Origin of the sequence: Sphingomonas crusticola, from assembly GCF_003391115.1 — a bacterium.
Taxonomy (GTDB): Bacteria; Pseudomonadota; Alphaproteobacteria; order Sphingomonadales; family Sphingomonadaceae; genus Sphingomonas_I; species Sphingomonas_I crusticola.
The window spans coordinates 2,214,981-2,235,165 of sequence record NZ_QTJP01000001.1 but is presented as its reverse complement, the minus strand read 5'-3'; the positions used below and the strand labels follow the sequence as shown (position 1 = coordinate 2,235,165).

Sequence of the window (20,185 nt, the reverse complement as noted above, 5' to 3'; positions counted from 1 at the left end):
GGACGGACAACAGGTTTATGGGCTTCATGCGCTGGTTCAAATTCATGTCGCACGACATGGCGATCGACCTGGGGACCGCGAATACGCTGGTTTACGTCCGCGGTCGCGGGATCGTGCTCGACGAGCCCTCCGTGGTGGCGATCGAGACGGTCAACGGCGTCAAGAAGGTCCGCGCGGTCGGCGACGATGCCAAGATGATGATGGGCAAGACGCCCGAGCATATGGAAGTCATCCGCCCCTTACGCGACGGTGTCATCGCCGACATCGACGTCGCCGAGCAGATGATCAAATATTTCATCCACAAGGTGCATGGCCAAAGGCGCTTTCCGCGCTGGCCCGAGATCATCATCTGCGTGCCGTCGGGATCGACCAAGGTCGAACGCCGCGCGATCCGCGATGCCGCCTCCAACGCCGGCGCGTCCCAGGTTTTCCTGATCGAGGAGCCGATGGCGGCCGCGATCGGCGCAGACATGCCCGTCACAGAACCGATCGGATCGATGGTGGTCGATATCGGCGGCGGCACCACCGAGGTGGCAGTGCTGTCGCTGCGTGGTCTGGCCTATACCACCAGCGTCCGCGTCGGCGGCGACAAGATGGACGAGGCGATCGGATCCTATGTCCGCCGCAACCACAATCTGCTGATCGGCGAGGCGACCGCCGAGCGGATCAAGCAGGCGCACGGCACCGCCCAGATGCCGGCCGACGGCGTCGGCGAGCGGATTCTCATCAAGGGGCGTGACCTCGTCAACGGCGTGCCCAAGGAAATCGAGATTACGCAGGCGCAGATCGCCGAAGCGCTGAGCGAGCCGGTGTCCGCGATTATCGAAGGTGTGCGCATGGCGCTCGAGAATACGGCGCCGGAGCTTGCCGCCGACATCGTCGACCAGGGCATCGTGCTCACCGGCGGCGGCGCGCTGCTTGACGGCATCGACGAAGTATTGCGTCAGGCAACCGGCCTGCCAGTCACGATCGCGGACAATCCGCTTACCTGCGTCGCGCTCGGTACCGGGCGCGCGCTGGAAGATCCGATGTTCCGCGGCGTGCTGCACACGGCCTAAGACCGGGACGGGGGCGGAGCCATGGCCCCGCCACGCCATCGCCACCGCGGCTTTTCGCGGCGCATCCAATATGGATTATTCTTCGGCTATGTCGCCGCCGCGATGGGGGCGGTGGCCGGCATTGCCCTCCTGCTGATCGCACGCTTCGATCCCGTCGCGTTCGAGGGAATACGCGGGCTGGCGCTTGACGTGACCACGCCGGTTTCGGTCGCGACCCGGCCGATCGTGCGCGGCACGGAATCTCTGGCAAGCGACGTCGGCGATTATCTCAATGCCGCACGCACCAACCGCATGCTGCGTCAGCAACTGGCGGAATCGCGCCGGGCGCTGGTTCAGGCGCGCGTGCTGGCGTTCGAGAATGCACGCCTGAAGCGAACGCTCAGGCTGGTCGGCGAACAGGTTCGACCGATCGTCGCGGCTCGCATCGTCGGATCGAGCCTATCGGGCATGCGCCGTTTCGCAACCCTTGCTGCCGGTAGTACCGACGGCGTGAGGCCGGGGCAGCCGGTCCGTGCCGCCGATGGCCTGGTCGGGCGGATCGCGGAAGTCGGCAGCCATGCCGCGCGGATCGTCCTGCTGACGGATGGCGGTAGTGCGGTGCCGCTGCGCGTGGTCCGCACCGGCGAGGCGGTGCTCGGCGAAGGCCGCGGCGACGGCGCGATCGAAATCCATTCCACCACGGCTGCCGGATCGGGCTTTCGGCGAGGTGACCTGCTCGTCACTTCCGGCGTGGGCGGAGTCTATCCGCCTGACGTGCCGGTCGCAGTGGTGATGAGGACGAGCGGGGAGATTGCGGCAGCTCGTCCGCTTGCCGATCCGGCGCGGCTCGATTTCGCGATCGTGCTGCCGGAACAGGCGACCCCGCCGCCGCTGGCGCCGCCCGCGGGGCGCCGCGGCCGATGACCATCCTCGAATCGGACCTGCTCGGCCGGCCGTCCGCCTTTCGGCTGCAAGGTTTACCGATCGCGTCGACCTTGATCGCATCCTGCATCGGACTGCTGCCATTCGTAGCGAGCGCGCCGGTGATTCCGCCGTTCGGATTGCTGATGGCGCTCGGCTGGCGCCTGCTGCGCCCCGAATTGTGGCCCGCCTGGACGGCCTTGCCGCTGGGCCTGGCCGACGATCTCATTGTCGGCGCGCCTCCGGGTACGGCGATGACATTATGGACCATCACGTTCCTGGGCATCGACCTGGTCGACAGCCGGCCGATGTGGCGCGACCATTGGCTCGATTGGTGGATCGCCGCGCTCGCCATATCGTGGTGCGCGCTTGGCACCTGGGCGACCGGCCGGTTCGTTTCCGGCGGCGGCGCTTTTTGGCCGATGATCCCACCGACATTGATAGCGATCCTCGCCTTTCCGCCGATTGCGCGGTTGTGCGCCACCTTGGACCGCTGGCGACTGCGGACGTGAGCCGCTTCAAGCGCCCGGGCCGGGTGATCACCGAGCAATCCCTGGTGTTCAGCTTCACGCGCCGCGCGCTCGTCCTGGGGGGCGCGCAGGCGGCGGTCGGTGCGCTGCTGGGCGGCCGCATGGCGTGGCTGGCAATCGCAGAGCGCGACAAATATGACCGCCTGGCTGAATCCAACCGCGTCCAGAGCCAGATCATCCCGCCGCGTCGCGGCTGGATAATCGACCGCAATGGCAAGCCGATCGCGGTCAACAAGACCAGCTTCCGCGTCGATCTCATCCCCGATCGGCTGCAGGACCCCGATCGCGCCATCGACGAGCTGCGCCACATTTTGAATCTGAGCCGCGAAGATGTGGAGCGGATCAAGGACGCACTCGACAAGGCGCCGGGCTATCAGCCCGTGCCGGTGATCGAAGGGCTGGATTATGAGCGCTTCGCCGCGGTCAGCCTGCGTCAGGCCGAACTGCCGGGCGTCGCGCCGACCAGCGGCTTCACCCGAGCTTATCCGGCGGGTGCCGCAGTCGGCCATCTGTGCGGCTATGTCGGGCCGGCTTCGGCCGAAGATTACCAGAAGACCCACGATCCGCTGCTTGTCACGCCGGGCTTCAAGCTCGGCAAGGAAGGGCTGGAGAAGGTGATGGAGCCGTGGCTGCGCGGACGGGCCGGCGCCAAGCGCACTGAGGTGACGGCGCACGGCCGGCTTGTTCAGGAATTGACGACGCGGCCAGAAGAAATGGGCCACACGCTGCGCCTGACGATCGATGCCGGGCTGCAGGAGTTCGCCGCGCGCCGGATCGGCCCGAATAGCGGTTCGGTGACGGTGGTGGATTGCGAGACCGGCGGGCTGCTCGCCATGTGTTCGATGCCGTCCTACGACCCCAACAGCTTCACCGACGGCATCAGCCAGAACGAATGGGCGATGCTATCGGGCAACGACCATCTGCCGCTGATGAACAAGACTTTGCTCGGCCTCTATCCCCCCGGTTCGACGGTCAAGCCGATGAACGCGCTGGCGCTGCTGCGGTGGGGCGTGGACGCGGAGGAGACAGTGAATTGCCCCGGCTATTTCCGCGTCGGCAGCTCGCTCTTCCATTGCTGGCGGCCGCGTGGCCATGGCGCGATCGACATGCGTCGCGCGATCCAGCAATCATGCGACGTCTATTTCTACACAATGGCGCGGCGCATCGGCATCGACAAATTGGCCCAGACGGCGAGGCAGCTCAGCCTGGGCGAAAAGTTCGATATTCCGGCAACGTTGCAGCGCTATGGCACCTATCCCGACAGCGCCTGGAAGCAGCGCCGCTATAAGACTGACTGGACAACGGCAGACACGATCAACGCCTCGATCGGACAGGGTTACGTGCTGACCAATCCGCTGCAATTGGCGGTGATGGCGGCGCGCATCGCCAGCGGCCGCGCGCTCGCGCCACGCCTGATCGTCAACAAGCGCTATGCTACCCCCCAAGGTCCGTCGTTCAACGTTCCGTCGGAGCATCTGGAGGTCGTGCATCGCGGGATGCGCGACGTGATCAACACCGGCGGCGCGGGCACGGCGGGCGCGTCGCGCCTGCCGGTCGCGGGGGTGGAGATGGCGGGCAAGACCGGTAGTGCGCAGGTGCGGCGCATCAGCATGGCCGATCGCCGCGCGGGGCGAGCCCACGCGCTCGGCACGGCGGGAGAGTGGAAGCTGCGCGACCATGGCCATTTCATCGGCTTCGCACCGGTCGAGCAGCCCAAATATGCGATCGGCGTCACGCTCGAGCATGCCGGCCATGGCGCGGCGGCGGCACAGGTTGCCCGCGACGTCATGACCTGGCTGTTCGCTCCCGATCGGGCGATGACCAACCTCGCCGCGTTCGAGCGGCAATGGGGCGGTGACATCGCCACGCGCATGGCCGCCGACGCGCAGCGCTGGCAGGCCCAACAGGAGGGTACGCCGGCGCCCGCTCCTGCCGACGATGCGGCAGCGGAAGCGCCGAGCCAGGAGCAACCCGATTGAGTGACAATTCGCTTGTCCCGAGATCGGTCGCCCGCATGCCGTGGGGGCTGCTGCTGGTCGTGACCATGCTCACCGGCTTCGGCCTGCTCGTCCTCTATTCGGCGGCGAGCGGCAGATTGATGCCGTGGGCGCTCCCCCAAGGAGTCCGCTTCCTGGCGTTTCTGGGCGGAGCGCTAATCCTGTCGCGCCTTTCCGAACAACAGCTCAAGGATATCGCCTGGCCGATCTACCTGCTGCTCCTGTTATTGCTGTTCGGAGTGGAGGCGTTAGGCGCGGTGAGCGGCGGCAGCCGCCGCTGGCTGGATCTCAAGATCATCCGGTTGCAACCCTCCGAACTGATGAAGCCGGCGATCGTGCTCGTGCTGGCGCGCTTTTACGACATGATGCCGGCGGCAGAGGTTCGGCGTTTCTCCGCCATCTGGCCGGCAGCGCTGCTGATCGGCGCGCCGTTCCTGCTCGTACTCGTCCAGCCGGACCTCGGCACCGCGCTGATGATAGCATTTGGTGGTGTGGTCGCCATGTACCTGGCGGGCGTGCCGAAGCGACTGTTCATCGGCGCGGCGGTGGCGGTGGCCGCGCTGACGCCAATCGCATTGCATGCGATGCACGATTATCAGCGTCGCCGGATCGAGATCTTCCTCAGCCCGGAAAGCGACCCGCTCGGCGCCGGCTACCATATCATCCAGTCCCAGATCGCGATCGGGTCAGGCGGAATCACCGGCAAGGGCTTCCTGCGCGGCACCCAGAGCCACCTCGACTATCTGCCCGAAGGCCATACCGATTTTGTGTTCGCCACGATGGCGGAGGAATGGGGCCTGTTGGGAGGCCTTGGCATCATTCTCGCTTATGGCTTCGTGATTGGCTGGGGGATGCGCGTGGCGATGCGAGCGCGCTCGCGCTTCGGCCGGATTGCGGGTGCTGGCCTCGCCTCGACCATCTTCTTCTACGTGGCGATCAACCTGCTGATGGTGATGGGGCTGGCGCCCGTGGTCGGCATACCGTTGCCGTTGGTGTCGTTCGGCGGCTCGGCGATGATGACGGTGCTTATCTGCCTTGGCTTGCTGATGGCGATCGACCGCCAGGGCCGCGCGCGCAACCGCTGAGGCCACCAACTGTTTACAAGCGGGATGCGCCTTGCTAACGGCGCGCCTCCAAGCGGCACGGCCGCTCCTGCCGTAGGCATGGACGCATAGCTCAGTTGGTAGAGCAGCTGACTCTTAATCAGCGGGTCCTAGGTTCGAGCCCTAGTGCGTCCACCACCTTCTCAACGACTTACATCTAGTCCGGCCACCAATCGGAGCCGGGTAATTATGCCGAAGACCTGAGTCATCTGGACATCTTCTTATCCTGTCCAAGCGTGATTTTAAGGCCAAGGATGGCGGCGGTCGCGGTATAGCGGTACGAGTTTTCGGTCGAGTGGCGCCACTCGCGGCGGCCATCCAAGCGAAGCGCGATGCGGCTCGACAGGGCGTAGGACAGGCCGCCTTTCAGCCGCCACAACCGATCAGTTCTCGGCTCGACCGGTTGAGGCGCGAGGACGTCATAGACGAAATGCTCTCTCGCATAAGAACCGGACAGTTCCGCCTGCAGACAGTTGGTAACCGCAGATCCGGCAAGCAGCGTGACAAAATCCTGCCGTATCGAGTCCGAATAAATATAGCCGTCAGACTGAAGCTGGCGACCAGTTCGGGCGACAAACTCGATCGTACGCCGCGGGCGCCAGGTGACAGAAACATCGCCGACAAGCCCGGAGAAATTCTTGTTGAAGATCGATTTGTCGTCGCGGCTGAGATGGCCGATCCGCCCGTCCAATAGCAGCAGCGCCGAGTACTGATAGTGGATCGCCACACCGATACGGCTTTCGGCATAATCCTGGCGATAAATCTGTTCGTTGCCCGCAATGTGGACAGGCTGGCGGCCGATGCCCCGGCTGGTCGATCGCTGAAAGAGCAGGGTGATGTAATTGCCGGTCGAGGGATAATAGCCCAGCCCCGCAATCGCTCCGCTGGTATTATAACCAGCAGCCAAGGCGGATGAGTTCTCGTTGCGCATCAGCGATCCGCCAATAACCGCGCGAAAATCGCCGGCTAAGGCGAGCCGCATCTGGCCATCGGCCTGGGTGAAGGTCTGCATATTCTTCCCGCTGGAGAAGATTTCGGAGAAATCGCTGAGCCGCCGCTGACGGCTCGCGCTCAAATCGAACGTCAGCCGCCCCTTTGGCCGGGTTACGCTTCCCGTGACGATGTAGCCGTTATTGTTGAGATAATCGTTCCGTCCGAACCAGCTTCGGTTCAGTTCCCCTCCGATGTCTCCGGTCATCCCTTTACCGTTCAGGCGGAGCATTCCGCCGAGGCTGGCGGCGTAGATCCGGTCCGACTGGCGGTCTGGGTCCGGCTTGCGGAAGAGGTTGTCGTCCTGCCATGTCTCGGCGTGGCCGCTGATCGTGAAGTCAGCGGCGTGCACCGGAAAGATCAACCCCGAGGCGAGAGCCAGCGCCGCCGCCTGCCAACCAATCCGGAATCGGTCCTTCCTTTCTCTGCCAGCCATTTTTTCAGGCGCGGAAGTCACATGCACGCCCATCGTCCAGAGGGATCGCAGCCGCCCATTGCTGCACCGCATCAGGCTATGTGCGGCGCATTATAATAATATGCAATAAAGTCACGCCAGGATGACAGGCGCTCTGCCATAGGCAAACGATTACATGATGGCCTGTGAGATAAACAAGACGAGCAGACCATTGACATACAGGTCACTGCAGCGCACAATTTGGAACAGATCGACAGACATTAGGCTGCAGCACGAAAGTTGGACCAAATTGGACAGGCGTTTAACCAAAGTGGATCGGCGTTAGTCCAATCTGGACAAAGTATTAAGCCAATATGGGGATTATTGCGGCGCGGTTAACGGTGAACTTCAGATGAACGCCATTGCTTCAGGCTTGGTAGGACCCCCTCCTCCAACCTAGAACATATGCCAGGCAATCCTATGATAACAGAAACGATCCAAATATGAGGATGTTAAAATAGCAAACTATGCCGGTATTTTTCCAGTATAGCAGAGTGTTTTGAAACAATTTGTGAATCGTTGGCAAGAATGACAATCTCACAACCTCGTGGATTTGGGTGGCGTCATGGTAGACAATGCTTCATTCATGAATGAGAATTCTACTGCACGATCGAGCTGTTTCGATGAGACTTATTTGCTCGACGGCAGTCCGGTCGAAAACACGGCGGATCCGTGGGTTGCCGGCACCGGTATCGAAAGGCCGCTCAGCCATTTGCCCGGTCACGACCAGCTATCGTCACGGTTCGGCGTGGCCCACGGCAAGCTCGATCGCGCTTTCTTCCGATTGGCGGACGTCGTGATTGCCGGGGTGGCGATCATCATTTTCCTTCCGCTCCTCCTTCTGATCGCGATTCTCATGCAGGTAACCAGTCCGGGGCCTCTGCTGTTCGTTCAGCAACGCGTAGGCCGTGCGGGGGCGATGTTTCCGTGCCTCAAGATACGCACGATGCACGTGAATGCGTCCGAGATGCTGACACGTCTGCTCGAGCAGGATCCGGACGCGCGCGCGGAGTGGGCCAAGGACTTCAAGTTGCGCGTCGATCCCCGGATCACCCCCACCGGCGGCATTCTTCGCAAGAGCAGCCTTGACGAGCTTCCGCAGCTTTTCAACGTGCTGGTCGGGCATATGAGCATCGTCGGCCCCCGTCCGATCGTCCCGGCGGAAATCGAGCGATATGGCCTGCATTTCGCAGATTATTGCTCGGTGCGGCCCGGCCTGACCGGTTTGTGGCAGGTGAGTGGCCGCAACGACATTTCCTATGCGGAACGGGTGCAGCTCGACAGGCGATACGCCGCGAGCAAGTCGCTGTCGCTCGATCTCACCATCATGTTGCGTACAGTGCCAGCCATGCTGCGAGCACGTGGCTGCTATTGACCATAGCATTTCGGTGTCGACCGGAACGGCTGGTGCTCTGGTGGGCCATGATCGTTGCGAAGCTGGTGGCTTGCGGCGCGACTTAACGCGATTCCTTCATCTGGTGATCCTGCTCGCCGCCGTGCTCGCCACGGGCATGGCCGGAGCAATCGCTCCTGCGTCCGACGATTACCGGATTGGCCGCGGCGATGTGCTGAAGATCACGGTCTATCGTGCCGCGGACATGGAGAGCACGGTCCGTGTATCCGACCAGGGTGAGATAGTGTTTCCCGCGATCGGCGCGATCGACGTGGCGGAGAAGACTGCGGCGGAAGTGGCCGGCATCGTCGCGGCCGGGTTGAAGTCTCGCGGCATCTTCCTCGATCCGTCCGTCAATGTCATGGTCGTGGAGTTTCACAGCAAGACCGTCTCCGTACTCGGCGCGGTGCTGAAGCCCGGCGAGATCATACTCGACCGACCCAATTTGACGATAGCCGAAGTCCTTGCCCGGGCGGGGACGACCTTCACGGCAGCATCAGGCTTCGTATCCGTCGTGGATCCAGGCGGAGCGCGCGAGCAGTTCGATCTGGTCGATCTGGCTTCCGGCGGCCATAATCGCATCGCGCGTCCGGGCGAAGTTCTCTTCGTGCAGGCGCCACCCACCTTCTACATCCGGGGCGAAGTGATCCGGTCCGGGGAATATCCGGTCACGGCCGGCCTGACCGTCGGCCAGGCAATCGCGATCGGCGGCGGGCTGACCGACCGGGGCAGCGCTGCGCGAGTCAGGATCGAGCGGCATGGCGCGGATGGCGCGCTGATCGTCCAGCGATCGGTAAAAGGCGGCGTTTCGGTTCAGCCTGGCGACCTGTTGATCGTCGGGTCACGATTGTTTTGACAGGGGGCGCGCGATGACCTTCCTGCAATTTCTTTATCTGCTCCGCGCAAGGATGGGAGCGATCGTCATCGCGGCCGCGATCGGCGCAATGCTGGCCATCGGCTGGATTTTTGCCAGCGCCCGCACCTTCGATGCCACTGCGCAATTGCTGGTGAATGTACGCGCTCCGGAGACGGTGGGCAGTCAGTCGTTCGCGGACCAGCTCGCGCCGGACTATCTGTCCACCCAGGTCGACATCATCCGCAGTCGCCGTGTTGCTCTCGCGGTGGTCAAGGCGCTTGGCCTCGACACCGATGCGAAACAGCGCGCGGCGTTTCGCGCGAGCAAAAGCTCCTCCTTCCAGGACTTCCTGATCAATCGCATCCGCGCCGGCCTTTCGGTCGCGCCGGTATCCACCTCGCGTGTCGTGTCGCTGACCTATTCGGCCGCGGATCCGCAATTCGCTGCCGCTGCGGCCAATGCCTATGCCAGCGCCTATCAAGATACGAACCTGAAGTTGCAGACGGAGCCGGCGCGGCAGTCGGTCGCATCCTACGAGGCACAGGCGCGGGCGGTGCAAGATCAGATCGCCGAGGCCCAGCGGGCCTTGTCCGAAAAGGAGCGCTTCCTGGCGATCACGTCCGATAGCGACCAGAGCGATGCGGAGATCAACCGCCTCAACAGCCTGTCTGGCCAGCTCGCCACCGCGCAGGCAGAGGCGGCGACATTAGGCGCTCGCGCGTCTAACGGCGCGCTGCCCGACGCGATCGCCAGCCCGGTCACGCAAGGCATCCAGGGCGAGCTTGCCAAATTAGAGGCGCAGCGTGCCCAGCTCGCGAGCTATGCCGGCCCCAACAACCTCGATCTGATTCAGATCAACCGCCAGATTGCAGCCCTGAGGGACCAGCTTTCGCAGCAGCACAGGCTGGTTGCGCAAAGCGCCTCGGCCGCGGCCGCGCAAGGCGGCATGAGCGTAGGGCGGCTTTCCGCTGAGGTCGCCGCCCAGCGCGGACGGGCGATCGGGGCGCGCGCCAATCGGGATGCGGTGGCGCTACTCAAGGATCAGGTCGCCAATCTCAAGCAGACCTATGAGCAGATTGTCACGCGGCGCGCGCAGCTTGGGATTTTGAGTGAGGGCAGCCAGACGAATGTGTCGGTGCTGTCTTTCGCGACAACGCCGGTAAAACCGGCATGGCCGCGCCCCTTCGTCATGCTGGCCTTGGGCCTGGTCGCCGGCACGTTCGCGGGCATCGGCTATTCGATTATTGCGGAAATGGCCGACCAGCGGCTGCGCAAAGTGGAGGATATTGAGGCGTGGCTGGGCGTGCGCAGCCTGGGCGCGATCCGGCGCGGCGCCCACGAACCGCGCCGGCGCCTGATGAGCGGGGTCGGGCGGCTCCTTCCGCTGCCAGGAAGGTCTTATTGATATGGCGCGAGCCCTTCATGAATTCGGCAGCGGCAAGGGGGATATGCCTCCCGACCTTGGCGATCTCCTCGTGCGACTGGGACTTATCTCGCCTGAGCAGGCCGAGGAGGTCGCCAAGGCGCAAGGGGAAGGCGGGCGTCCCTATGGCGAAGTGGCCGTCGAGCTTGGCCTGATTTCGGCGCAAGATCTCCGCCAGCTCATGGCGGCGCGTCGCGCCCAGGCCGGAACGCTGGATCATAGCCTGTTTCATCAGGATATCGTGGTCGCCCACCGCCCCCGCTCCAGCCACGCCGAAGACTTTCGCTCGCTGCGCAATGCTTTGTCGCTGCGCTGGTTCAAGCATTCCGAAGGCGCACGCTCGCTCGCCATAATCAGCGCGAACCGCAAGGAGGGCCGTTCCACGTGCGCCGCCAACCTCGCAGTATGCTTCGCGCAGATCGGGCTGCGGACGCTGCTCGTGGACGCCGATATGCGATCGCCGCGCCAGCACGAGCTGTTCGGCGTGAATGACCGGGTTGGGCTGGCCAGCTATTTGAAGGGGCTGTCGGGGGACTCCGCCTATCCCAACATCGGCGATCCGGCGACCTTGTCGGTGCTACCGGTGGGCGACGCGCCGGCGGATACGCACGAATTGCTGCTCGGGCCGCCGCTCGTCGAATTGATCGGCGCCGCCGAGAAGAATTGCGACGTGATCCTGTTCGATACGCCGGCGGCTTGCGAGAGCAACGATTACCAGACGATCGCCTCCGCCTGCGGCGGCGCATTGGTGGTGACGCGCGCAGGGGAAAGCCGCGTTCGCCCGACCGCGCGGCTGATCAACGATTGCGAGGATCTCGGCATCAAGGTCGTCGGCGCCACGATGATGGCCGACTGACGGGGATGGGCAGTGCGCTGTCAGGCGCCACTCCGCGCAAGCGGACGGCGGATATCTCGCCTGGAAAGCGGCTTACGGCGATCATTGGAAATTCTGCTCGGATCGGTAGGCCTTATTCCGGCGGCCATTCCGAAGAGCGCCGCGCTCATGATCCCGAAGTCAACGCTCGGGCTGGAGACCGCTCCGGGTATGAATACCACCAGCCACGAGAGCTTGGCGCCGTAGAGGATTTGCCGGCTGGTGCGATCGTCGCCCTTCCCGGCCGACGCAGCGAGGAAGCGCAGCAGAAAAGCGCCCATCAGCAGGCTGCCGAGTATGCCGGTGCCGCTCGCGAGCGCAACCGGCCAGCTCGAGCTACGCGTCGAACCCACCCCGACGCCGAGCCACCACGTGTCCGCCAGCGCGCGCAACGAGACGCTGTTCCAGTTGCTGCGCTCGATGAACGAAGCACTCTGCGATTTATGGAAGACCATCAGGTCGATCATATCGATGGCGGGTGCGAATATCCGCGTGTTGATCGCGGCAATGCATCCCACCACGATCAGCAAGGTCGAGAAGAGCGCGAATTCACGGAACAGTGCCCGCCGATCGCGCTGTTCCTTGTTGCGCATGAAGCGGATGACCCAATCCAACGATGCGACCACGAAGAACATGGCAAGGCCCAGATATGCGGCGGAAGAGGTCGACAAGGCAGCCATCGCCAGCGCCAGAAAAGGTACGATCCGCGCGACCTTGCCCCAACGGCGATCGGCAGGAATGACCCGCCCAATAAAATAAGCGGCAGTGCCAAGGCCCATGCACAATCCGCCATAAGCCGACGCTTCCGGCATCAACCCGACGATGCGCGACGAGCCCAGGATTTCTCCTACGATCAGGAGGCGATACGTTGCGGTCCGGAAGGGTGCGAGCAGATTGGTGCCGTGCGTCCCGACATCGAGCAGCCCGGTGACGAAGGCGCACAAGGTACCGAGGATGATCGCGTTGGCAATCGCCCGCCGGCCATCGCCCGTGTCGCCGATCAGGCTGAGCGCCAGCGCCACGCAATAAGACGATGTGAGATAGATGATCTGGGTGTAGATCGTGGTCGAGGGCTGGAGCAGCTCGGGCTGCGTCGAATTGAGACCCATGATCGTCACATGTCCGGCGAACAGCCGCGGCATGAAAAGGCTGATTACGACCGCCACCAGCATGAAGGCGGTGAGCAGGCCGAGGCGACGCGGATCCACCATCGAGGCCCATGCTCTCGTCAACCCGGCGGGCGTTGCCAATGTCGTCGCGAGCAACGCCATAGCGCACAGTGTGCGCGGCAAAATTGTGATGCCGCCCGTCGCAGCTGGCGGCAGGACCGAAAAAGCACCGAAGCTCATGGCGCAGAACAACAGCGCCAGCATCCACTCGCGGCGCCGGCTCACGGTCCATCCGAAGATGCTCCAGAAAATTGCATAGGCCATGAGGAACACCTCGCCGGCTACCCGTTCGAATGGGCAGAATTTTCTTATGCTGCATCTGCGAAGCCGGCCAAATCAATAAGCGGCCATTCCGGAGCGAAAGCGCGACGAAACGGCCGATTTTCCGGGCGGCGGCCATGCCGGATCCCGCCACGATCTCTTATCGTCAACATCGTCAGAGAATGCTCTCATGACCCATAGCGCAAGTGGTGATATCGTTTTCCGACGTGGCATCATTGGAGCCGCGCTGCTGGCAATGCTGGTGGCAGTGCTTGCTGTCGGATGGCAGCGCGTATCGGGCGCCAGCCCCGCGACGCCACCGCTCAATATCGCCGATTACCGGCTGACGTTCGCCGAGGAATTCGACTCGCTCGATCTCTCGGCCTGGGGGCCGGGGACCCGTTGGATCGCGCATACGCCGTGGAAGGGAGACTTCGGTGATGCGCGTTTTCTCGACCCCGGACCGAACGGCCCGGCCCAAGCCAGCGGGGGCGTGCTGTCGATTACGATGCGACGCGGTGCTGATGGTAAATGGGGATCCGGTCTGCTTGCTTCGGTGGACCCGGCAGGCAAGGGCTTCACGCAATCGGGCGGCTATTTCGAGATGCGCGCGCAGTTTCCGGAAGGCGCGGGCGTCTGGCCGGCATTCTGGCTGGCCTCGCTCGGCGCCCCAGGGGACCTCAAGCCCGAGGTCGATGCAGTCGAATATTACGGGCAGGACAATAAGAATTATTACGTCAATCTGCATCTCTGGCAGAATGGTAAGGACCTCTATCAACGCAGCGCGCGCGTAGCGATCACGCCCGGTATGGCGACCAGCGGCTTTCATCTTTACGGCGTATCCGTCGCGGGGGATTTCGTGACCTTCTATTTAGACCGCCAGCAGGTGGCCCAGATCGCGTCACGGCCGGAATTCATGCAACCGATGATGATGCTTGCCAACCTTGCGGCGGGCGGAGGGTGGCCGATCGGCGGAATCCCCGATCCGTCGACGATGCAGATCGATTATATTCGCGCCTATCAGCCAAATAGCGCCGGCTGATCGCAGGGCGCTTGGAGCCGGGACGTTACGCTATTGTCGAAACCGGGGTCCTGGTCGACAGCAGCTTCTCTTCCCAGGCCACCGCATGACGGATGATCAGGGCCAGATCGCGCCACTTCGGCTGCCAGGCCAAGCGGGAACGGATCAGGGCGCTGTCGGCGACCAACATCGGGGGGTCGCCAGCGCGCCGCGGCGCGATGTGGCGGTTGACGCTGCGTCCCATCGTGGCTTCGACCGCGTCGAGCACTTCGCTGACCGAGAATCCCTGCCCATAACCGCAGTTCGCCACGAGCGAAGCGCCGCCCGCAAAGAGGTAGTCGAGCGCCAGCACATGGGCAGCTGCAAGATCGCTGACGTGGATATAGTCGCGGACCGCGGTTCCATCGGGAGTCGGATAATCGTTGCCGAAGACCGCGATCCCGTCCCGCTTGCCGGCAAGCACTTCCGACGCGACCTTGATGAGATGGGTGGCGCCGGCGGTGGACTGGCCAGTCCGGCCATTTGGATCAGCGCCCGCAACGTTGAAGTAGCGCAATGCCACATAGCGGAAGTCGTGTGCGTTCGCGACGTCCCGCAGCATCCATTCCGTCATCAGCTTGGATGCGCCATAGGGATTGATCGGCGCGGTCGGCGTCGTCTCGACGATCGCGACCGTGTCGGCGGGCTCGCCATAGACGGCCGCGGTCGACGAAAAAACGAAGCGCGTTATGCCATTTTCGACGGCGGCCTCAATCAGCACACGGCTGGCAACGGTATTGTTGCGATAATATTTGAGCGGGTCCGTCACGGATTCCGGCACGACGATCGAGCCGGCAAAATGCATGATGGCTTCGACCCCGCGCTCCGCGATTATTCTATCCAGCAGCGCACGATCGGCGATGTCGCCTTCGTAAAAGGCAATGTGAGCAGGTACCGCGAAGCGGAACCCGGTCGACAAATTGTCGATGACGGTAACCTGGTAGCCCGCCTCGTCCAGCGCGAGGATCGCATGACTGCCGATATAGCCTGCACCCCCGGTTACGAGGATCGAACGAGGCTTGCCTTCACTCATGACGCGGATCCCTTCTGCAAGTCGAATTCAGTGTCCGACTTGCTGCGCCGCAACAAGCCGAATGTGCATCCAAACTCGCAGATATTATCGGATCAAATAGAGGATTGCCGCCCACAATCCCAAGCTTATTACGGCGCCGAGGCCCCAGCCAAGCAATGAGATTCGCCGAGTCTCGGGGGCGCGGTGCGTGTTCGCCCACACGTGCGGGTGGGATCGGGCCGCATCCTCGCCAAAGCCGATTTCCCGCGGACGCGCGATAGTATCGCGCGTCCGAAGTGCCTCGTTTGCGTCCCCCTCGTCGGGATTAGGTGGCAAAATGGGGGAAATTGACATCGTCTCCGATACTCTTTTCGTCGCGCCTTTAGGCCCTCTGGCCTTCTTTTATAGCATGATCCCTGCCGTAATTCGTGGATAAACCCGGATCTGCGCGGGACTGCGGCTTCAAACGCCTTTATACCGCAGTGCACCATGGCCATTATGGACCGGTCCGGGCTTGACCGCGAATGCCATAGTGGCGAACGTTCGGGTGCTTCCGGAGATCCGCAGGAGAGCGCCATCATGTCGCTGAAGGCGCACGTCGCGCGATCGACGCTTTGGTCCGGCGTCCAGATCATGGGCAACCAGACGACGTCGTTCCTGGTCTTTCTGGTGCTCACGCATTTCCTGTCACCGAGCGATATCGGCGTCGTCGCGCTGGCCGTGTCCTTTATCGAGATCATGACGCCGCTGATGCGCGCTGGCTTGCCCGAAGCGCTTATCCAGCGCGAAACATTGGACGAGATCGAAGCCGATACCTGCTTCTGGAGCGGACTTGGCCTGTCGCTGGTGATGGGGGCAGGCCTCTTTCTACTAGCGCCGGTAATCGCAACCAGCTTCGCCAGTCCGACGCTTGGCACCGTGCTCCAGGCATTGTCGGCATTGCTGCCGATTACTGCGCTGAGTGCCACCCATGAGGGACGTTTGACCCGCGCCTTCGGGTTCAAGGCGCTGGCAATGCGGACCTTGATAGCAAATCTGCTGAGCGGCCTGATCGGGATCGTGATGGCATTGGACGGCTATGGAGTGTGGAGCCTCGTAGCGCAGCGGCTCATCGGCTCGATGATCGCGGTGGGGCTGATCTGGCTGAGCTGCCGCTGGGTGCCGCGCCTGCGCTTTTCGACCGCGGCGTTCAAGCAGATGTCCGGTTTCGGCGCGCATATGACGTTGGTCACGTTCCTGATGTCACTCAATGGCCGCATCTTCGATTTTCTGCTCGGCTTCTTCATGGGGCCGGCGGCGGTCGGCTTTATGCGCGTGGCCTCGCGCGTGCTCGACATGGTAACCCAGTTCGCGGTGAATCCACTCACGTCGGTGGCTCTACCCACCATGGCGCGCCTCCAACATGATCGGCTTGCCCTGTCGCGGGCGTTCCTGCGGCTGGTCCGGACGTCGGCGTTGATGACCTTCCCCGCTTATTTCGGGCTCGCGCTGGTCGCACCGGATCTGGTCACGCTGGCGTTCGGCCGGCAATGGGCGCCCAGCGGCGAGTTGCTCTCCATCCTGTGTCTCAGCGCGATCCCGATCACGCTCCAATATTTCACCTGGCCGGCAATGGCCGCGGTCGGCCGCTCTGACCTGGCAGCACGCGGCATCCTGGTAATCGTCGCGTCCGCGACCGTGATCACCGCGATCGCCGCGCCGTTCGGACTCACCGCGGTGGTCGTGGCCCATGTCGTGCGGACATACCTGACCTTGCCGCTGAGCCTTTATTTGCTGCGCCGGAGCACAGGGATAGAAAGCCGGCCCGTCCTTGCCGCGGTCGCTTATCCGCTGGCGGCCGCGATCGTCATGGCGCTCGCGCTGCTACTCTTACGGCCATTATTGCATGGCCTGCCCCCGACCAGCCGGATAGGGTTGATGATGGTCGCGGGCGTGGTGGTTTATGGCGGGCTGGTGCTGACGACCGCCCGCGCTTTGGTGCGCGATCTCAGGACCGCCTTCAGCAGGGCCTGAGGTTGGCTCAGGCGAACTGGCTGCGCCAGGCGTCGATTGCTTCCATTGGAAGCCTGATTTGCACCGCGGCGCTGCCTGCGATCCAGGCGGCAATGCGATCATGATCGTCGCGCGCCACCGTCGGGCAGGCGGTGTCGCGACCGATCTCAGCGGCACGATTGTCGACGATGACGATCAGCGCGCGTCGTCCCTTTTGCATCGCCCTGATGCCGCCGTGGAGACGGCTGCCGATGAAATCCACGTCCTCGCTTTCCAGCAGGTCCGTGTAGGCGCGCACGTTGGGATGGATCAGCTCGACCTTAAAATCCCCGAGCGAATGGAGATAATCCCAATCCTCGGCCTGCTGGCTCCAGAAATAGACTTTATCGTAGCTCGCGCAAATTTTCGTCATCAGCTTGCGATCATTTTCCGGATCGGGGCGGTAGTAGGTCAGTGCCGCCACCGCACTCGGAGCCTTGGTCGTGGGGATGGCGGCGCAGTGGGCGGCGTCCAGCCGCCACATTGTGGGGCAGGCCGTGTTGGACATCTTGCGGCCGAGTTGCTGGCCCTTGCCGAGTGAATAACTGTCGCGAAAGGAGTGAGTATATTTCCGCGACAGCACCCGGTTGTAGACATGGCGGGCGTAGCGGCTGGCGGCAGGATGATAATCCTGCCAGCCCACACCCATCAGCACGATCTTGTCCTGCATGGCGGGCAGGTCGATCGGTGAGAGTTTCCAGTTGGCGCCGCGAAACATCTGCGAGCCCACCGAATTGGCGCCGCCCAGGATGCCGAACTCGGCCTGCTTCAGGATCTTGCGGCCGATCCGACCGAGATAATCGTGCGTTGCGACGGTAGTGAAATAGGCATCGGGCAGCGCCTCGAGCAACTCGTGCCGAACCGCGTCCATGATGATCTCGTCACCCAGATTGTCTGACGAAACGCTGGTGTCCAGCAGAGCGATAAGCCTCATCGGCATGGTCCCATCTTTGTTGGCTCACTCAGAAAGCGAAGCGCGTATCCCGGAAATAACGGAGCAGCTTTTGCCGGCGCAGCATCGGCCGCCAAGGCGTCAGCAGCATCATCTTGCGGCGCCGCGCCTTCGCTTCGCTGTCGACCCGCGCCACCTCAGCCGCGCTCTTCGGCCGCTCGAATGCGGCCAGCACCGGATAGCGCGCGCGCAGCGCGTCATAGTAAGGCAAGAAGCGCCCCTTCCAGGGATGAGCCCGGCTGAACCAGGGTTTGGCGGCGCCCGTGAAATGCACGATCCGCGGCTGAAGCCGGTCGGCGAGGCCGAGATCGGCGTAACTCGAGATGTAATTGTAGAGCGGCGACAGCACTTCGCGCCGACCGTTGAACACGAAGTTCAGCGCGCTTTGATCGTGGAAGCGGCACAGGTCCGAATGTTCGGTGAAGAACCGCAGCGCCTCGGCCGATTTGGCCCGCCACGTGTCGCGCCGAAACGCAAGGATCCCGGCATTGAAATAATCGAGCGGCGACTGCAGGCCGAGCCCTGACAGATAAGCGCTCATGCCCCGCCAATAGCCGCCGCCGTCGCCCTGATACATCCACACGCCCTCGTTGACCGAGGCGATCTTGCCGGGCGCGACCTCATGTTCGACCAGCGGCGCGATATCGCCCAGCAGCTGGATGTCTCCGTCGAGATAGAGGACATGCTCATATTGCTCGGGCAGCAATGTGCCGAGCGAGAGCCGCGCCAGCGTCGAGTGCGGCACATGCGTGGGATTGAAGCTGACCTCGCCGGACAGCTGCAGCAGGTCGGCGGGAATTTCGACGAAGCGTATTGGCAAGTGGCCGAACGCATCCTCCAGCGCACGCTGGCGATCCGGGTCGATGTCGACCAGGTAAACGATGATGTCGGCACGCGCCAGAACCGCGGGCTGCGTCAGCAACTGATCGATCACCGACATCGTCGGCATCATGAAGCCCGCATCGGTCGTGAATATGATCAGGTGGCGCTTAGCGGCTGCGCTCCGCGCGCTGGCTGACAAAGGCCTATCCGAAACGTCGGTCAATGCCCTGCTCCACGAAAGCCAGGAACTGCTCGTCGAACCGCTCCGGCGCGAATTTACGCGCATGGGCGCGGGCCACTTCCGGCTCGAACGCCGGCAACCAGTCCTCGAACCGGCGGATCGCCTCGTTGAGCGACGCCGGCGTCTGCTCTCCGAAAAACAGCCCGGTCGATCCTTCGACCACGGTTTCGAGCGCCCCGCCCCGTCCATAAGCAATGACCGGACGGCCAGACGCCATTGCCTCTACCGGAACGATCCCAAAATCCTCCTCGGCGGTGAAGATCAGCGCGCGGGCACGGGAATAGGCTTCGCGCAACCCTGCATAGTTGAGCCGCGTCTCGAACCGGATATTGCCTTTGGCGCGCTTGCGCATGTCGGCTGCACAAGGACCGTCGCCGACGATCAAGAGCGGCAGGCCGTTGGCGTTGAATGCATCGACCACCAGGTCGGGGCGCTTGTACGGCACGAGCTGACTCAACCAGAGATAATGATCGCCGGGCTCGGCTATTGCAAAATCGTCGACCGGTACGGGCGGGTGGATCACCTCCGCGTCGCGGCCATAATATTTCCGTACGCGCGACCGTATGAAGGCGGAGTTGCTGGCGAAGCGGTCGACCCGCGAAGCGCTCGTCGTATCCCACATCCGCAAGCGGTGGCTAAGCAGAGGCATTGCTAAGCGCGTCAGCGCTCCGGCCTGGGCGCGATACACCGGATATTGATCCCAGATGTAGCGCATCGGCGAATGGCAATAGCAGAGGCTGAGCGCGTCGGGGCGCGTGATGACGCCCTTGGCCGGCCCTGCTTCTGATGCGATCACCAGATCATAATCGCGCAGATCGAACTGCTCGAGCGCGAGCGGCATGAGCGGCAGGTAACTTTGGTAGCGGCGCGTCGCCCCGGGCAGCTTCTGGATGAAGCTGGTCGTCACCTTGCGCGAGCGGATAAGTGCCGACATCGCCTCGGGCTGATAGACATGGGTAAAGATGTCCGCCTGCGGGTAGAGCGTGCAAAGCCGCTCCAGCACACGCTCGCCGCCGCGCATCGCGACCAGCCAATAGTGGATGATCGCTACCTTCATCG

Annotated in this window: 17 protein-coding genes and 1 tRNA gene; 12 read left to right on the top strand and 6 right to left on the bottom strand. The window is 63.1% G+C overall.

All coding sequences use genetic code 11. The features are described from left to right. The first annotated feature begins 17 nt into the window (after positions 1 to 17). The 6 genes from DX905_RS10585 (at position 18) to DX905_RS10560 (ending at position 5,726) form a co-directional block, all read left to right on the top strand. Positions 18 to 1,058 (top strand): rod shape-determining protein, encoded by a 1,041-nt coding sequence (locus tag DX905_RS10585; protein WP_116091310.1) that lies wholly within the window; start codon positions 18 to 20, stop codon positions 1,056 to 1,058. A gap of 21 nt (positions 1,059 to 1,079) precedes the next feature. Next, the gene (gene mreC / locus DX905_RS10580; RefSeq protein ID WP_116091309.1) at positions 1,080 to 1,961 is read left to right on the top strand and encodes a rod shape-determining protein MreC; all 882 of its coding nucleotides are present in this window, start codon (positions 1,080 to 1,082) and stop codon (positions 1,959 to 1,961) included. Continuing rightward, on the top strand, positions 1,958 to 2,470 hold the full coding sequence (locus DX905_RS10575; protein WP_116091308.1) for a rod shape-determining protein MreD: 513 nt from the start codon (positions 1,958 to 1,960) through the stop codon (positions 2,468 to 2,470). Before mreC ends, DX905_RS10575 begins: the two co-directional genes overlap by 4 nt. Beyond that, on the top strand, positions 2,467 to 4,467 hold the full coding sequence (mrdA, locus tag DX905_RS10570) for a penicillin-binding protein 2 (protein WP_116092485.1): 2,001 nt from the start codon (positions 2,467 to 2,469) through the stop codon (positions 4,465 to 4,467). Before DX905_RS10575 ends, mrdA begins: the two co-directional genes overlap by 4 nt. Then, positions 4,464 to 5,570, top strand: a complete 1,107-nt coding sequence (gene rodA / locus DX905_RS10565; protein ID WP_116091307.1) for a rod shape-determining protein RodA — start codon at positions 4,464 to 4,466, stop codon at positions 5,568 to 5,570. Before mrdA ends, rodA begins: the two co-directional genes overlap by 4 nt. An 80-nt stretch (positions 5,571 to 5,650) precedes the next feature. Beyond that, a tRNA-Lys gene (locus DX905_RS10560) sits at positions 5,651 to 5,726 on the top strand. A 67-nt stretch (positions 5,727 to 5,793) separates the two neighbouring features. Here the strand turns inward: DX905_RS10560 and DX905_RS10555 are convergent. Continuing rightward, positions 5,794 to 7,047 (bottom strand): outer membrane beta-barrel protein, encoded by a 1,254-nt coding sequence (locus DX905_RS10555; protein WP_162875564.1) that lies wholly within the window; start codon positions 7,045 to 7,047, stop codon positions 5,794 to 5,796. 571 nt (positions 7,048 to 7,618) lie between these two features. Here DX905_RS10555 and DX905_RS10550 point away from each other — a divergent pair. The 4 genes from DX905_RS10550 to DX905_RS10535 all read left to right on the top strand — a co-directional run bounded on the left by DX905_RS10550 (position 7,619) and on the right by DX905_RS10535 (position 11,560). Further along, entirely contained in the window at positions 7,619 to 8,407 is a 789-nt protein-coding gene (locus DX905_RS10550) for a sugar transferase (RefSeq protein ID WP_116091305.1), read from the top strand. Between the two features lie 70 nt (positions 8,408 to 8,477). Continuing rightward, positions 8,478 to 9,281 carry a polysaccharide biosynthesis/export family protein gene (locus DX905_RS10545; RefSeq protein ID WP_162875563.1) on the top strand — a complete coding sequence of 268 codons (804 nt, stop codon included), beginning with the start codon at positions 8,478 to 8,480 and terminating at the stop codon, positions 9,279 to 9,281. 13 nt (positions 9,282 to 9,294) lie between these two features. Then, positions 9,295 to 10,686, top strand: coding sequence for a GNVR domain-containing protein (locus tag DX905_RS10540; protein WP_116091303.1), 1,392 nt, complete (start codon positions 9,295 to 9,297; stop codon positions 10,684 to 10,686). A 1-nt stretch (position 10,687) separates the two neighbouring features. Next, positions 10,688 to 11,560, top strand: a complete 873-nt coding sequence (locus tag DX905_RS10535) for a CpsD/CapB family tyrosine-protein kinase (RefSeq protein ID WP_116091302.1) — start codon at positions 10,688 to 10,690, stop codon at positions 11,558 to 11,560. Positions 11,561 to 11,580: 20 nt separating this feature from the next. On the opposite strand, the gene DX905_RS10530 is transcribed toward DX905_RS10535, so the two are convergent. After that, positions 11,581 to 13,011 (bottom strand): hypothetical protein, encoded by a 1,431-nt coding sequence (locus DX905_RS10530; protein WP_116091301.1) that lies wholly within the window; start codon positions 13,009 to 13,011, stop codon positions 11,581 to 11,583. A gap of 187 nt (positions 13,012 to 13,198) precedes the next feature. On the opposite strand from DX905_RS10530, the gene DX905_RS10525 reads away from it, so the two are divergent. Continuing rightward, the gene (locus DX905_RS10525; protein WP_116091300.1) at positions 13,199 to 14,050 is read left to right on the top strand and encodes a glycoside hydrolase family 16 protein; all 852 of its coding nucleotides are present in this window, start codon (positions 13,199 to 13,201) and stop codon (positions 14,048 to 14,050) included. Between the two features lie 25 nt (positions 14,051 to 14,075). Here the strand turns inward: DX905_RS10525 and galE are convergent, their stop codons facing one another. After that, on the bottom strand, positions 14,076 to 15,101 hold the full coding sequence (gene galE, locus DX905_RS10520; protein WP_116091299.1) for a UDP-glucose 4-epimerase GalE: 1,026 nt from the start codon (positions 15,099 to 15,101) through the stop codon (positions 14,076 to 14,078). Between the two features lie 558 nt (positions 15,102 to 15,659). Here galE and DX905_RS10515 point away from each other — a divergent pair. Next, positions 15,660 to 17,093: a lipopolysaccharide biosynthesis protein gene (locus tag DX905_RS10515; protein ID WP_162875562.1), complete on the top strand. Its 1,434-nt coding sequence runs from the start codon at positions 15,660 to 15,662 to the stop codon at positions 17,091 to 17,093. Between the two features lie 7 nt (positions 17,094 to 17,100). On the opposite strand, the gene DX905_RS10510 is transcribed toward DX905_RS10515, so the two are convergent. From DX905_RS10510 to DX905_RS10500, 3 genes are read right to left on the bottom strand one after another with little or no spacing between them, the layout of a single operon-like run. Continuing rightward, positions 17,101 to 18,051, bottom strand: a complete 951-nt coding sequence (locus DX905_RS10510) for a polysaccharide pyruvyl transferase family protein (RefSeq protein ID WP_116091297.1) — start codon at positions 18,049 to 18,051, stop codon at positions 17,101 to 17,103. A 22-nt stretch (positions 18,052 to 18,073) separates the two neighbouring features. Continuing rightward, positions 18,074 to 19,108: a glycosyltransferase family 8 protein gene (locus tag DX905_RS10505; protein WP_162875561.1), complete on the bottom strand. Its 1,035-nt coding sequence runs from the start codon at positions 19,106 to 19,108 to the stop codon at positions 18,074 to 18,076. Further along, the gene (locus DX905_RS10500; RefSeq protein WP_240320817.1) at positions 19,089 to 20,183 is read right to left on the bottom strand and encodes a glycosyltransferase; all 1,095 of its coding nucleotides are present in this window, start codon (positions 20,181 to 20,183) and stop codon (positions 19,089 to 19,091) included. The genes DX905_RS10505 and DX905_RS10500 overlap by 20 nt, the downstream gene beginning before the upstream one ends. Positions 20,184 to 20,185: the final 2 nt, after the last annotated feature.